The organism is Sinomonas susongensis (genome assembly GCF_005877005.1).
Classification (GTDB): Bacteria; Actinomycetota; Actinomycetes; order Actinomycetales; family Micrococcaceae; genus Sinomonas; species Sinomonas susongensis.
The window spans coordinates 97,275-111,511 of sequence record NZ_SSNH01000006.1 but is presented as its reverse complement, the minus strand read 5'-3'; the positions used below and the strand labels follow the sequence as shown (position 1 = coordinate 111,511).

Sequence of the window (14,237 nt, the reverse complement as noted above, 5' to 3'; positions counted from 1 at the left end):
TTCCGGGGGACACCGCGCGCGTTCCCCGTCCGTGGTGGTCCGCGATGACAGACTGGCCCAGTGGCACCCTCGCGATTCCTTCCCCTGCGCTCGAGCGCCCGCGCGACCCTCTGGTGCGCAGCCTTGGCGACCATTTTCAGCGGGATCACGGCCTGGTTCCTCGAGGAATGGATGGGCGCACTCGCGATCGCGGCCCTCGCGGGGTTCGTGCTCTGCGCCCTCTACGCGATCCTCGGTATGAACCGCTACGTCGTTGCGGGCTTGGCCGCCGCGACGACGGCGACGACGATCGCCTGCACGCTCGCGTTCCTGCGGTTGCTGGGCGTTGCGTGGGACGACGCGCCTGACGCCGTCACGACCGCCTCGAGCCGCGACGCCGACCCGTACTTCTACACGGCGGTCCTCGCCTTCGTCGCGACGCTCGGGCTCCTGCTCGTCGGCGCCGTGTGGCCCGCAAGAAGGCGGCTCCCGGCGCGGCCGACGCGCCGCCCGTCGACGCGCCCGGCATCACGGCCGGCGACGTCGGGCACCCGGTCCTCGGGCGGACGGACCAACGCGCGGACCTCGGGCACCCGCGGGGCGGAGGGGCGGCCTTCCACCGCCCGCACCAGCCAGCCCAAGCCGGCGGCGCCCCGACCTAGTGCGAGCGGTCCCCGTGCTTCCGGCTCCCGGCCCGCGCCACGGCGAAGTCGGTGAGGCGGGCGTCCTGCCCGTCGAGCTCGGCCCACTGCTTCGCGGTCTCGAGGACGGCGAGGCCGGCGGTCGGGAAGTGGTTGGCGGCGTCGAGGTACGCGTCCTGGTCGGAATCGCGTGCCGCGAGGTGCAGCACGAGGTCCTGGACGCCGGGCATGTGCGCAATGACGAGAAGCGTCGTCACCGTTTCCGGGACGTGGTTGACGACGGCGAGCATCCGGGCAGCGCTCGCCGCGTAGAGGCCCGTCTCGAGCTTGGGCGTGGGCGCGAGGTCGCCGAGCTCACCGCAGACCCACGTGCAGGTCTGTCGTGTGCGCAGGGCCACCGAGCACAGGATGAAGTCCGGCACCACCTTGTGGGCGAGGAGCCACTTCCCCGCCTCGGGCGCGTCGGCGTGGCCGCGCTCTGCGAGGGGCCTGTCGACGTCGGGAACGCCGACGGGCCATGCCGCCTTCGCGTGGCGCAGCACAACAAGGCGCTTGAGGTGGTGCTTGCTCATGCAGCAAGCGTAGAGGGCCCGAGCGGAAGCGGGGGAAGCAGCCCTAGATCGAGTACTCGGGTGCCGCCCACACGATGACTTCGGGGTGCTCGTAGAAGCGGTAGCCCTGCCCCCGGACGGTCCGGACGGTGTTGGCGAGACGGCCGAGCTTGGAGCGGAGGCGGCGGATGTGGACGTCGATGGTGCGCTCGTTGGGGACTTCCTCGGCGTTCTTCCAGAGGTTCTCCAGGAGCTCTTCGCGGCTGACCGTCCGCGTGCCGTTCTCGACCAGATAGTTCAGGAGTTCGAACTCCTTGAACGTGAGGTTCAGTGAGTCGCCGTCGAGGTGCACCTCGCGACGGGCGAGGTCGATGAGCACGCCGCTCGGGCGGCTCTCGCTGTGCTGGCTGACGCGGGGCTCAGGGCGCGGGCGGCTGCCGATGGTCGGATCGCCGAAGGTCGAACGGACGACGTCGAGCGGACTCCCCTGGGCACCTGGGGGGGCGACGGCGACCGCGGCGTAGCTTTCGACGCCGGGCACGAGGTTCTGGGCGTAGGCGCGGATCTCCTGCGCGATCCGGGCGATGGACGAGCCGGCAGCCGCAGCCTGCTCCTCGGAGATTCCGACATAGAGGACGAAGCCATGGGCTACGGTGTCGGACGAAACCGAGCGGACGGGCTCGGCGCCCGGTGCGACGACGGGGGTCGGTGCCGTGATCGGAGCGTAATCCTCCGTGACGGGACGCAGGGGGCGTGCCGCCCCATAGGAATCCTGCTGGACGGTAGAGCGGCCGCCAAAGGGCTGCCGACCGCCGGCAGTCTGGGCGCGCTGGGCGTTTCGGACAGAGATGTGGACGTATCCGGATGCAACCGACATGGAGTGCTGACCTCGTATGTGACTAGCCGCTGTGGAGCGGCTTCGAATGCTGAACAGGGGTTGAGCGAAGAGCCAAGTGCTGGGGTGGGCAGTCAGCTATGCATTCGACAACAGCACATGGTCCGGCCGGCGGATGAGCCGGGGCGGAAGGCTGCAGGTGCCGTTGAGTTCTTGTTCACACCAGTGAGTGTGCCCGTAACAAAGGCTACAGGCAAGTAACAATGGCCTCTTTGTCTCGGATCGTGAGACAAAGAACCAAATTGTGATGCGTTTCACCATTCGGCGCAAGAGAGATGTGAACCGGTATCTTCACGTTTCCGGCGGAAATTGAACGTTCGGTCGAATGATGTTCGGAGTGGCTCGGCGGGTGCGAGCCCCTACACCGTCAGACTGTCCTGTCTCACTATTCGGACGCCACGATGGGGCGATGAGGAGGTTCGCTCAGGCCCTCTGGGCTCGGCGAGGCGGGTTAGGGGCTGGCCGAGGTGGACCGTTCCCGCGACCCTACCGGCTCGCGGGGAGGCCTCGAACGCATCGGCTGTTACCCAAATGTGACAATGCTTCGTCCATACCGTAGGGTAGGTCGAGTGCACGGGACCCCCGTGCTCCCTTGGGCGCAGCCCGCCGAACTCTGCCGGCAGCCCAAGGGTGAAGCAGGCAGAGACGGAGGAACCAATCGGCCGAGGAGGCCAGTGGAGAGCCGTGCGCTCGAAACTGGAGCTGAGGTCTGGGGTGAAGCCACGCCGCGAGGCATGGCCGGATGACTCGCATCCGAACCCGTCAGCTAACTTCGCAGGCGCTAACGAGAGGTTTCTTGCGTGAGCATCACCATGCCTACGGGCGCGCCTGCGCGCCAGCGCGGGCGGCATCGTGCGGCAACCCCGCCCAGCCGCCTCGCCCGCATCACCGCCGGACTCGGCACCTCGACGGGCGGCCGTTACCGCAACGCCGTCGTCGCTGCATCGCTCGGCCTCGTAGCCGTCGGCGGAGGCGCCGCGGCCAGCACAGGCCACATCTCCCCCGTCGGCTCCACCGAGGCCACTGGAACCGCCGCCGTCGCGCCGGTCAGGGCAACGGCGGACGCGAAGCTCGACTTCGCCCGCTCGACGGTTGCCTCGGTCTCGAAGGCCCAAGTCGACCAGGAGGCCCAAGCCGCCGCCGCGGCCGCCAAGGCCGAGCTCCTCAAGACGCAGCCGGTCAACGACCCCGCGGGCGCGCAGGCCTACGCCTCGAGCCAGCTCGCGAAGTTCGGCTGGGGCCAGGACCAGATGCAGGCCCTTGTCACCCTCTGGAACCTCGAGTCCGACTGGTCCACCACCGCGACCAACTCGAGCAGCGGCGCATACGGCATCGTGCAGGCGCTCCCGGGCAGCAAGATGGCCTCCGCAGGCGATGACTGGCAGACTAACTACCGCACCCAGATCGACTGGGGCCTCGGCTACATCAAGGACCGCTATGGGTCCCCGGCGAACGCCCTCACGTTCCACTACGCGAGCGGCTGGTACTGACCGGCAGCCGACGGCACCGCAGACACGGCCACCACAGACGACGGCGCCGCCCCCCTCTCGGGGAGCGGCGCCGTCGTTCTTCTCTGGCAAGAAGGCTGGATTGCTGCGGTCCTAATTGCTCTGCCGGTTACTAGTTGCTCTGCCGGTTACTAGTTGCTCTGGCCGGAGCTCGTCGAACCCGATCCCTAGGTGCCGGAGCCTGAGGTGCCGGACCCTGATGTGCCGGAGCCTGAGCCGTTGGAACTCGTGCCCGCGGTCGAAGAAACAAGGATCGTGAGCGCGGCGTTCCCGTCCTTGAGCGCCGTGACGCGGACGGTCTGGCCGGACTCGAGGCTCGACGCGCTGAGGGATCCGCCCGAGGACTGGCTCTGACGGCGGCCGGCGAAGCTCGCGATGGTCGTGTCGGAGGAGATCGCGTAGGCCTGAACGTAGCCGTCGACGCTCTTGACCGTGACCTGGCTCCCAGAGACTGCCGTGATCGTGCCGGTCTGCTCGAGCTCGGTCACGTACTGGCCGTTGTTCTGGACGACGTACTCGCCGTGGACCGCTTGGCCCATGCCGCCGACTCCAAGGTTGCCAGGGCCGCCGAAGCCGCCGCCGGAGTTCTGTCCTGTCCCGGCCTGGCCCAGGCCCTGCCCGTTGCCTGCCTGGCCCGGCGCGCCCCCGAAGCCCTGATTGGACGATGCGGCGGAGGCACTGCTGCCCGAGTTGCTCGCCGCGTAGACGGCCGCACCAGCCCCGGCAGCGACCACGACAGCGATACCCGCCACGGCCAGCCCCTTCTGGACCGGTGTGAGCCGGGAGAGCGCACTCCTGTACCGGCCCGAGGTGCCCACCGGGCCTGCGGGCCGGGCATCCCAGCCTTGACCGGGCGCGTATGGACCCGGGGCGCCCCAGCCCTGTCCCTGTCCCTGTGCGGCCGGACCCGTCGGACCGGGCGCACCCCAGCCCTGTCCCTGCCCCTGTGCGGCCGGACCCGTCGGACCAGGCGCACCCCAGCCCTGTCCCTGCCCCTGTGCGGCCGGACCCGTCGGACCGGGGGCGCCCCAGCCCTGGGCCGGCTGCTGGACTCCGGGCTGGTTCGGGTAGAGCGTCTCCGTCTGCTGGGAGCTGGCAGCATGCGCGTCGTGGCCCTCGCTGCCCGGCCGCTGCGGGTCAGGAGACTGAGGGTTCTGCTGTCCGAATGACATCGTGATCCTCCGATGGTGGTCTGATCGCTGGTACCAGATTCCCGGCCCATCCTGTGCCGCTCCTGTGCCCACCGGCTGGTCCGGCTGTGCTTCCCGCAGCACGAGCGCGCCGACACGGAGGCGGAGGTCTAGGCTGAGCTGCACAGGCTCCCCACAGTATTAACTCAGGCTCGGACTATCCACCCACAGGAGGCTGGAACCATGGCAAGTCCCTACACGACCAACAACCTCCCGGCCCTGACCCATCCGGACGGCTCCCCTATCCGCGCCCTCGTGGTCGACGACGAGCCGAGCCTCTCCGAGCTCATGAGCATGGGACTGCGCATGACCGGGTGGAGCGTTCAGGTCGCTGCGGACGGTCCCGCCGCCGTCAAGGCAGCACGTGACTTCCGGCCTGACGTCCTCGTGCTCGACGTCATGATGCCCGGCTTCGACGGGGTCGAGGCGCTCAACCGCATCCGCCAGTTCCTCCCCGAGGTCCCTGCCCTGTTCCTCACGGCGAAGGACGCCGTGGAGGACCGCATCACGGGGCTTGCCGCCGGCGGGGACGACTACGTCACGAAGCCGTTCAGCATGGAGGAGGTCATGCTCCGCCTGCACCGGCTCGTGCAGCGTTCCGGGGTCGCGGCGCAGGACGACGCCGAGCTCGTGGTCGGGGACCTCGTGCTCAACACGGACACGCGCGAAGTGACCCGTGGCGGCGAGGACATCCAGCTCACCGCGACGCAGTTCGAGCTGCTCCGCTACCTCATGGAGAACCCGAAGCGCGTCATCAGCAAGGCCCAGATCCTCGACCGGGTGTGGCAGTACGACTTCGGCGGCCAGGCGAACATCGTCGAGCTGTACATCTCGTACCTCCGCAAGAAGATCGACGCGAACAGGGCGCCAATGATCCATACCGTCCGTGGAGCGGGCTACGTCATCAAGCCCGCTGAGGGATGAGCACTCTCGCGGGCGTCCCACGTTCCCGCCAGCGCTGGACCGATCCGAACGCCTGGCATCTGCGCACTAAGCTCGTCCTCGCGACGATGCTCCTCCTCGTCGCGATCTGCTCCGTCGTGGGCTCTGTGCTCTACGCCTCGATGGACGGCTTCCTCACGCAGCAGCTTGATACCCAGCTGTATCAGGCGAGCCATCGCGCGGCACAGTTCGGCACGGTCACCCAGCCCGGGGTTCCGGGCTCCCAGGCCCCCGGCACGGCCCAGAACCCCAGCGCATCGACGCCCCGCCCCGACCCGCTCGAAGCGCGGGGACAGGGTGCCGGCACGCTCAACGCCCGGCTCCACGACAACATCCTCGAGGTCGCAGGACTGATCAGCGCAGACGGCAGGAAGATCTCCCTCAGCAACTCGGACGCCGCCGTCCTCGCGTCGGTGGCCCAGAACGCGGTGCCGTACACGAGCGGCGCGCAGCCGGTCCCCGTCGACAAGAACCTCACCGCGGGCCGCTACCGCCTCGTGGCCGTCCAGACCGCAGCGGGGGACACCATCGTCACGGGGCTCCCGCTGGCCGCAAAGGACAGCACGCTCGCGTCGCTCGTGCTGACCACAGTCGTCGTCTCGCTCTGCGGCCTGGTGCTCATCGGACTCGTGGGCACCTACATCATCCGCAAGACGCTCAAGCCGCTCGACCAGGTCTCCTCCGTCGCCGCCAACGTCGCCCAACTCCCGCTCGACGCCGGCGAGGTCGCCCTCGCAATGCGTGTCCCGCCGTCGGCCGCCCATCCGGGGACCGAAGTGGGCAATGTGGGGAACGCGTTGAATCGGATGCTCGACAACGTCTCGGGTGCGCTCCAGGCGCGCCAGGAGTCTGAGATGAAGGTGCGCCAGTTCGTTGCCGACGCTTCGCACGAGCTGCGGACCCCGCTCACCGCAATCCGCGGCTACACCGACATGCTCAAGATGACCGAGAAGCTCTCCCCGCAGGGTTCGGAGTCGCTGGGGCGCGTCGAGACCCAGTCGCTACGGATGAGCCGACTCGTCGAGGACCTCCTCACGCTCGCGCGGCTCGACGAGGGCCAGCCGCTCAAGCTCGGGCCCGTGGACCTGACCCAGCTGGTCGTGGAGACGGTGAGCGACCAGAAGATCATCGCGCCCGACCATCAATGGCGGCTCGACCTCCCGGACGAGCCGGTAGAGGTCAAGGCTGACGGCGCGCGCCTGCATCAGGTCATGGTCAACCTGCTCTCCAACGCCCGGAAGCACACGGACCTCGGAACCACGATCACTACCGGCGTGACCCGGTCCGCGACGGGCGAGGCCGTCATCACGGTGACGGACACCGGTCCTGGGGTGCCGCCGGAGCTGCAGAAGAAGGTCTTCTCGCGTTTCACGCGGGCCGACAAGGCCCGGACGGGCACCGAGGGTTCTACGGGCCTCGGGCTTTCGATCGTGCAGGCAATTGTTGATGCGCACGGCGGGTCGGTCGAGCTCACCTCGCGGCCCGGACGCACGGAGTTCGCGGTGTACCTGCCGGCTTGACCGGGGGCGCCGGAGCGGTCCACGCTCCTGCGCCGTGCCCCCCTCCCGGAACCGGGCAAGGCCCGTCTTCCCCCGACCGTCAGGGCGTGGGGGCGCCCTCGGCCTCGGTTCCCTGGCGGGCGCCCGCGGCCGAAGGCTCGTTCCGGCGGGTCGCGAGGAAGGTCCCCGCGAGCACGAGCAGAGCGCCCACTCCGATGAGCGGGGTGAACGGGTCGCCCCGCAGGCTCACGCCGAGCGCGAGGGCGACGACGGGGTTCACGTAGGCGATCGCCGTCGCCCGGGCCGGCCCCGCCTCGGCAATGAGGCGGAAGAAGAGCAGGAACGCAAGGGCGGTGCAGAGGAGTCCGAGGAGCACGAGCGACCCCGCGGCCGTGGCAGACGGCATGGCGGACGGCCACGTGATGATGGCGAACGGCGCCGAGAGGAGCGCGGCGATGGTGAGGCACACGGCTGTCATGGGGAGCGGGGGCACCCCGCCGAGCTTGGCCGCGGCGACTTGCGGCGCGATCGCGTAGCCCACCGCGACCAGCAGCATCTCGATCACGGGCCACGCCCCGGAGGCCTGCATCCCTCCCCCGCCCAAGGCCGCGACTCCGCCCACGGCGAGCACGAGCCCCACGATCCGCAGCCCGCCGATCCGCCGCTCGAGCCCGATAACACGGGCGATCACGAGTGCCAGAACCGGGGCGAACGCGATGAGCAGTCCCGCGAGGGAGCTGGAAAGGTGCCGTTCAGCGTCGCTCAGCAGGAACCAGGGCCCCACCATCTCGAGCAGGGCGAACGCGAGCACGGGCCAGCGGTGCTCCCACACGACACGCAGCTGCCGCCACGCGAAGGGCAGGAGGACGACGGTGCCGATCGCCGTGCGCGCGAAGACGACGACGGCGGGACTCACCTCGGCGACCGCCTCGCTGATGAGCAGGTACGGGACGCCCCAGATGAGGCTCATGGCCACGAAGAGCAGCCAGGTGCGGCGCGTCACGAGCGGCTCCCTGAGAGGGTTCCGAGAAGGGCGGAAGGACGAGTGCGGTGCTTCACCCACCAACTGTATGACCGCCCCACGCCATCGACAGTCTCCGGCCCAATTCCTCCCCCGTCCCGGTGTCGGGCCTCCGCCCCCTGCCGTCCAGCCCGTTTGTCCGGTGGCGGCACGTCCGTTCGCGCGGACACGCCGATCTTTTGCGAAACTGGGAGCTGCAAACGGGCGGGACGGAGCAGCTCCGCCGCGGTCACAGCGATGGCACAGGTCTGCTCTAATCCGAGCACAAGCGCAAACCGGAAAGTCGAAGCATGACGCTCACGGATCCCGCCTCTCAGGCCCCTGTGGCCCCCGAAGACCTCGGCGAGCCCACCGCCCAGTCGGGCTCCGCCGTCGCACTCGAGGCCCCCGGCCTCCGCCCCGGCGCCGCCCTCGACGTCGCCGCACTCAACCGCGCAGGCATCCCGCTTCTCGACGTCACTGTCCCGGTGTACAACGAGGAGGCCGACCTCGAGGTGTGCGTCCGCAATCTCGACGCCTACCTGGCCACGCAGTTCCCCCACACGTACCGCATCACCATCGCGGACAACGCCTCGACGGACTCGACCCTCCGCGTCGCCGAGCGTCTCGCCCGGGAGCTCGAAACCGTCCGCTCTGTCCATCTCGAAGAGAAGGGCCGCGGGAACGCGCTGCGCAGCGTCTGGCTCGCGTCGGACTCCCCGGTCCTCGCCTACATGGACGTGGATCTCTCGACTGACCTCAACGCGCTCGCCCCTCTCGTGGCGCCGCTCATCTCGGGCCATTCCGACCTCTCGATCGGCACGAGGCTCTCGCGCTCGTCGCGGGTCGTACGCGGACCCAAGCGTGCTTTCGTCTCGCGTTCCTACAACTTGCTTCTGCATTCGCTCATGGGCGCCCGCTTCAGCGACGCCCAGTGCGGCTTCAAGGCGATCCGGGCCGACGTCGCCCGGCAGCTGCTCCCCCATACGCTCGACAAGGCGTGGTTCTTCGACACCGAGCTCCTCGTCCTCGCAGAGCGCTGCGGCCTCCGCTGCGCCGAAGTCCCCGTTGACTGGACGGACGACCCGAACTCGAAGGTCGACATCCTCCGCACGGCCGTCGAGGATCTCCGGGGCATGTACCGCATGACGACGGACATGGCCCGTGGCCGTGTCCCGCTCGCGGAGCTCCAGGCCGCCATGGCCCGCGGACCCCTTCCGGCCGGGGAACGAGCCGAGGAGGCTGGCCGGGGTCAGAGCCTCTTCGGCCAGCTGGTCCGCTTCGGCGCGATCGGCGTTGCCTCGACCCTCGCGTACGCGGTGCTGTATCTCATGGGGCGCGTGTTCATGGGCGCGCAGGCCGCCAACTTCGTGGCGCTGCTCATCACCGCGGTCGCCAACACGGCGGCCAACCGTCGCTTCACGTTCGGGGTCTTGGGCGCCGCACGGCTCGCCCGCCATCACTTCGAGGGCCTCATCGTCTTCGGCATGGGCTGGGCCCTCACAGCGGGCGCCCTCGCCTGGATGAATTCCCTCCAGCACCCGAGCCAGTGGCTCGAGCTCGCTGTCCTCACGCTCGCAAATCTCGCGGCAACCGCGCTCAAGTTCCTCCTCTTCCGCCTCTGGGTATTCCGCCGCCGAGCATGACCGACGCCGAGCGCGGCCCCCGCCGCGCAACACCAGCGAACTTCACACGGCCGCTAGACTTCCGACCGAAAGGCCAGACGATGACCACTTCACTCGCCCCCGGCGCCTCGGCGCCAACACCGCCCGACACCGCGTCCGACGACGCCGCCTCCCGCCGTCGTCCGCCCCACCTCGGCTCCTCCGGGAGCCGGTGGCAGCGCCTCGCCTTCGGCAGCGACCAGGCCCGTTGGGTCCGCCCGTCCGGCTTCGGCCTCGTGGTCGCGAGCGCGTTCCTGTACCTCTGGAACCTCACGAGCTCCGGGTACGCCAACTCGTTCTATGCCGCTGCCATCCAGGCGGGCAGCAAGGACTGGACCGCGTGGTTCTTCGGATCGCTCGACGCGGGCAACGCGATCACCGTGGACAAGCCGCCGGCGGCCTTCTGGATACCGGGCCTCCTCGGCCGCCTGTTCGGCTTCAACTCCTTCACGATGCTGCTCCCGGAGGCGCTCGCAGGAGTCGCATCGGTCGCTCTCATGTACGCGGCCGTCAAGCGGGTGAGCGGACCCGCCGCGGGCCTGCTCGCCGGGGGCGCGCTCGCGGCGACGCCAGTCGCGGCCCTGATGTTCCGGTTCAACAACCCTGACGCGATGCTCACGTTCGCCCTCGTGCTCGCCGCCTACATGACAGTCCGGGCCATCGAGAAGGCGGGCTGGAAATGGCTCGTGGGCGCCGGCGCCGTGATCGGGTTCGCGTTCCTCACCAAGATGCTCCAGGGCGTCATCATCGTCCCGGCCCTGGGCCTCGCCTACCTCTGGGCAGCCCCGACTACGCTGCGCCGCCGGATTGTGCACCTGCTCGGCGCCCTCGGCGGCATCGTGGTGGTCGCCGGCGCGTACATTCTCGCCTTCACGCTCACTCCCACGAGCATCCGACCGTACATGGCAGGCTCGCAGACGAACAGCTTCCTCGAGCTCACCTTCGGCTACAACGGCTTCGCGCGCATCTTCGGCAACAGGGGCGGGGGCTTCGGCGGCACTTCAGGCGCGGCCGCCGATGCCGGAGCTGCCGCCGGCACGGGGGGCTTGGCAGGGGGGCTGACGGGCGGCTTCCCGGGTGGGGGCAACGGGGGCGGCCCCGGCGGCGGCGCGAGCTTCGGCGGTTCCGCTGGACTGCTCCGCATGTTCGGCTCGAGCTTCGGCACCGAGATCTCATGGCTTCTGCCCGCGGCGCTCATCCTGCTCGTCGCCGGCCTCTGGTTCACGCGCCGCGCGGCACGTACGGACCGGGTCCGCGCCTCCCTCATCATCTGGGGCGGCTGGACCATCGTCACCGCGGGCGTCTTCAGCTTCATGACCGGTACCGTCCACCCGTACTATGCGATCGCCCTCGCTCCGGGCATCGCGGGCCTCGTGGGCATCGGCGGCGCCGAACTGTGGCGGGGCCGCGCCTACTGGCCTTCACGGATCGTTCTCGCGGCGACCGTCCTCGTCACGAGCATCTGGACCGCCGTGCTGCTCGGCCGTGACTCGTCGTGGCTCCCATGGCTCAAGTTCGTCGTCGTCATCCTCGGCGTCCTCACCGCCGTCGCCCTCCTGGTCCGCCTCGACCGGCTCCGCTTCGGCGCCGTCTCGGTCGTGCTCGCCGCGCTCCTCGCGAGCGGCCTCGGCACCACCGCGTTCACGGTCGCGACAGCGTCGGTCGGGCACACCGGCTCGATCCCGACCTCGGGCCCGTCCGGCCAGAACGGCTTCGGCGGTGGCTTCGGCAACCGCACAGGGTTCGGGGGCTTCCGCAACGGTCTCAGCACGGAGAGCTCGGGGACAGCAGGCACCGGGGCAGCGGGCACGACGCCGGGCGGCGGCTTCGGCGGAGGGCCCGGCGGCGATGTGAGCGCGTCGAGCGAACTCGTGGCGCTCCTCGAGCAGACCACGACCAAGTGGTCGGCCGCGACCAACGGCTCGAACTCGGCGGCGAGCCTCGAACTCGCCTCCAACACGAACGTGATCGCGATGGGCGGCTTCACGGGCAGCGACCCGTACCCGAGCCTCGATCAGTTCAAGACGATGGTCGCGAACGGCGAGATCAGCTACTACATCGCGGGCGGCGGTATGGGCGGCGGCGGCTTCGGCGGTCGCGGCGGCGGAAGCGGCAGCGACACGTCGGCGATCACCCAGTGGGTCGAGTCCAACTTCCAGGCGACCACGGTCGGCAGTACGACAGTCTACAAACTGGTGAAGTGATGTCCTCGCTCCCTCCAGTCGTCACCTCCCCCGGGTCCGGGGCCGCCTCGAGCGGCTTCGGGCCTGCGGGGACGTCCGGCGCCTCCGGTGCCGGACCCGGTCGCGGGAGCGGTCCGCGAGGGAGCGCAGCGGCGCGCGTGGTCCGCGCCGGAGTCGGTCACCGCAGCGGGCTCGAGCTCGCCGCCCTCCTCACCGCGGTGGGGCTCCTCTACCTGTGGAACCTTGGGGCCAGCGGCTGGGCCAACGCGTTCTACAGTGCCGCGGCGCAGGCTGGGAGCCAGAACTGGGAGGCCTTCTTCTTCGGCTCGTCGGACGCCGCGAACGCCATCACGGTCGACAAGCCGCCCGCCTCCCTCTGGATCATGGACCTCTCCGTCCGGGTCTTCGGCCTGAGCTCCTGGTCCGTCCTCGTGCCCGAGGTCCTCATGGCCGTCGCGACAGCGTGGCTCCTCTACTTGGCGGTACGCCGTGCGGCATACCCGGCGACCGGAAGCGATCGCACGGCCCACAGCGCGGGGCTCGTCGCCGTCGTCGTCCTCGCCCTGACTCCCGTCGCGGCGCTCATGTTCCGGTTCAACAACCCCGACGCGCTCCTTGTGCTGCTCATGACGGCGGCGTGCTACTGCACGGTCCGGGCGGTGCAGGATGGCAGGGCGCGGTGGCTCGTCCTCGCTGGGGCGATGCTGGGGCTCGGCTTCCTCACGAAGCAGCTGCAGGTGCTGCTCGTGGTCCCGGGCTTCGGGCTCGCGTATCTGTGGGCGGCGCCGCATGGCCTGGGGAAGCGGGTCGTCCACCTGCTCGCCGCCTTCGCGACGATGGTGGCCGCCGCCGGATGGTGGATTGTCGCCGTCATGCTCACGCCGGCGAGCGACCGGCCGTTCATCGGCGGCTCCCAGACCAACTCGATCCTCGAGCTCACGCTCGGCTACAACGGCCTCGGACGGCTGAGCGGTGACGAGGTCGGCTCGGTGGGCGGCGCCAACGGCTGGGGGCAGCCCGGGCTCCTCAGGCTCTTCTCCTCGACCTTCGGGGGCCAGATCGCGTGGCTACTGCCGGCGGCGCTCCTCGTGGGGGCGGCGCTCGTGTGGGTGGGCCGGAGAGCGCCCCGCACCGATCCCGTCCGGGCCTCGGTCATCGCGTGGGGTGGGTGGGTACTCGTCACGGGCCTCACGTTCAGCCTCATGCAGGGCATCATCCACGAGTACTACACGGTGGCGCTCGCGCCGGGCATCGCGGCACTCGTGGGTCTCGGCGGCGGAATCCTGTGGCACCGCCGGCGCTGGCCGTTCGAGGCCTGCGCCCTCGCCGCGGCCGTCCTCTCTGCGGGGGCGATGGGGATCGTGCTCATGCTGAGGGCCTCGGGTTTCGTCCCGTGGCTCCCCTGGGTCATCGGCGTCGCGACGCTGGCCGCAGTGGCCAGCCTCCTGGCAAGCGGCTTCGGAGCACGCGGAGCCGCGCCCCGTCGGGCCCCCCGGGCTGTAGCGGGTGCGGCCGCTGCCGTCGCCCTGATCGCGGCGCTGTCAGGGCCGCTGGCCTTCACTCTTCAGACCCTTGCGACGCCTCACACAGGCGCGATCGTCACCGCCGGCCCATCCTCCGGGGGCCGCCCCGGGTTCGGCGGCTTCCGCGGCGGCCAGAACGGCCTCAACAGCTTCCTCGGGATCGGCCAGGGGACGACGGCGGGCGGCGGCTTCGGCGGCCAGCCCGGCGGGGGCCGTGGCGGCGGGCCCGGGGCCGGCTCCTTCGGGGGCGGCGGTGGTTTCGGCGGGGCGTCCGGCCTGCTGAACGCGACGACTCCTTCAGCCTCCCTCGTCAGCGCGCTCGAAGCCGACGCCTCGAAGTACACGTGGGCGGCCGCCGTCGTCGGCTCCAACAACGCCGCCGGCTATCAGCTGGCGACCCAGCTGCCCGTCATGGCCCTCGGCGGATTCAACGGCACGGACCCGGCACCGACGCTCGCCCAGTTCCAGCAGCTCGTGAGCCAGGGCAGGATCCACTACTTCATCGCCTCGAACCTCATGCAGGGCAGCTCCGGTTCCGATGACGCCCAGCGGATCGCGTCGTGGGTCGCTTCCACTTTCCAGGCCCAGACGATCGGCGGCGCCACCGTCTACGCGCTCGGGTAGGGCACAGCGCCTCCCAAAAGATTTTCCGGAAGGCGCGT

General features: G+C 70.0%; 11 protein-coding genes and 1 riboswitch. Of the genes, 7 read left to right on the top strand and 4 right to left on the bottom strand.

Features of this window, described 5'->3' with window-relative positions:
- Nucleotides 1-60: 60 nt before the first annotated feature.
- On the top strand, nt 61-696 hold the full coding sequence (locus E6A21_RS09745; protein ID WP_138443956.1) for a hypothetical protein: 636 nt from the start codon (nt 61-63) through the stop codon (nt 694-696).
- Here the strand turns inward: E6A21_RS09745 and E6A21_RS09740 are convergent.
- Entirely contained in the window at nt 638-1,192 is a 555-nt protein-coding gene (locus E6A21_RS09740) for a SixA phosphatase family protein (RefSeq protein WP_138443955.1), read from the bottom strand. The two genes, E6A21_RS09745 and E6A21_RS09740, sit on opposite strands and share 59 nt — an antisense overlap.
- 43 nt (nt 1,193-1,235) lie before the next feature.
- Complete coding sequence (locus E6A21_RS09735; protein ID WP_138443954.1) at nt 1,236-2,048, bottom strand: winged helix-turn-helix domain-containing protein; 813 nt, start codon at nt 2,046-2,048, stop codon at nt 1,236-1,238.
- 612 nt (nt 2,049-2,660) lie between these two features.
- A riboswitch (cyclic di-AMP (ydaO/yuaA leader) is annotated at nt 2,661-2,862 on the top strand.
- A gap of 4 nt (nt 2,863-2,866) precedes the next feature.
- Here E6A21_RS09735 and E6A21_RS09730 point away from each other — a divergent pair.
- Nucleotides 2,867-3,556: an aggregation-promoting factor C-terminal-like domain-containing protein gene (locus tag E6A21_RS09730; protein WP_246036332.1), complete on the top strand. Its 690-nt coding sequence runs from the start codon at nt 2,867-2,869 to the stop codon at nt 3,554-3,556.
- Nucleotides 3,557-3,741: 185 nt separating this feature from the next.
- On the opposite strand, the gene E6A21_RS17880 is transcribed toward E6A21_RS09730, so the two are convergent.
- Nucleotides 3,742-4,890, bottom strand: a complete 1,149-nt coding sequence (locus tag E6A21_RS17880) for a hypothetical protein (protein ID WP_171041348.1) — start codon at nt 4,888-4,890, stop codon at nt 3,742-3,744.
- A 57-nt stretch (nt 4,891-4,947) separates the two neighbouring features.
- Between E6A21_RS17880 and E6A21_RS09720 the strand changes: the two genes are divergently transcribed.
- Both E6A21_RS09720 and E6A21_RS09715 read left to right on the top strand, forming a co-directional pair.
- Entirely contained in the window at nt 4,948-5,688 is a 741-nt protein-coding gene (locus tag E6A21_RS09720; protein ID WP_138443952.1) for a response regulator transcription factor, read from the top strand.
- On the top strand, nt 5,685-7,226 hold the full coding sequence (locus E6A21_RS09715) for a sensor histidine kinase (RefSeq protein ID WP_138443951.1): 1,542 nt from the start codon (nt 5,685-5,687) through the stop codon (nt 7,224-7,226). The genes E6A21_RS09720 and E6A21_RS09715 overlap by 4 nt, the downstream gene beginning before the upstream one ends.
- Before the next feature lie 79 nt (nt 7,227-7,305).
- On the opposite strand, the gene E6A21_RS09710 is transcribed toward E6A21_RS09715, so the two are convergent.
- Nucleotides 7,306-8,208, bottom strand: a complete 903-nt coding sequence (locus E6A21_RS09710) for a DMT family transporter (RefSeq protein WP_138443950.1) — start codon at nt 8,206-8,208, stop codon at nt 7,306-7,308.
- Nucleotides 8,209-8,516: 308 nt separating this feature from the next.
- Here E6A21_RS09710 and E6A21_RS09705 point away from each other — a divergent pair, with 308 nt between their 5' ends.
- From E6A21_RS09705 to E6A21_RS09695, 3 genes are all read left to right on the top strand, one after another.
- The gene (locus E6A21_RS09705) at nt 8,517-9,851 is read left to right on the top strand and encodes a bifunctional glycosyltransferase family 2/GtrA family protein (protein WP_138443949.1); all 1,335 of its coding nucleotides are present in this window, start codon (nt 8,517-8,519) and stop codon (nt 9,849-9,851) included.
- A gap of 80 nt (nt 9,852-9,931) precedes the next feature.
- The gene (locus E6A21_RS18295) at nt 9,932-12,073 is read left to right on the top strand and encodes an ArnT family glycosyltransferase (protein ID WP_138443948.1); all 2,142 of its coding nucleotides are present in this window, start codon (nt 9,932-9,934) and stop codon (nt 12,071-12,073) included.
- The gene (locus E6A21_RS09695; protein ID WP_138444087.1) at nt 12,073-14,199 is read left to right on the top strand and encodes a mannosyltransferase YkcB-related protein; all 2,127 of its coding nucleotides are present in this window, start codon (nt 12,073-12,075) and stop codon (nt 14,197-14,199) included. Before E6A21_RS18295 ends, E6A21_RS09695 begins: the two co-directional genes overlap by 1 nt.
- Nucleotides 14,200-14,237 lie beyond the last annotated feature (38 nt).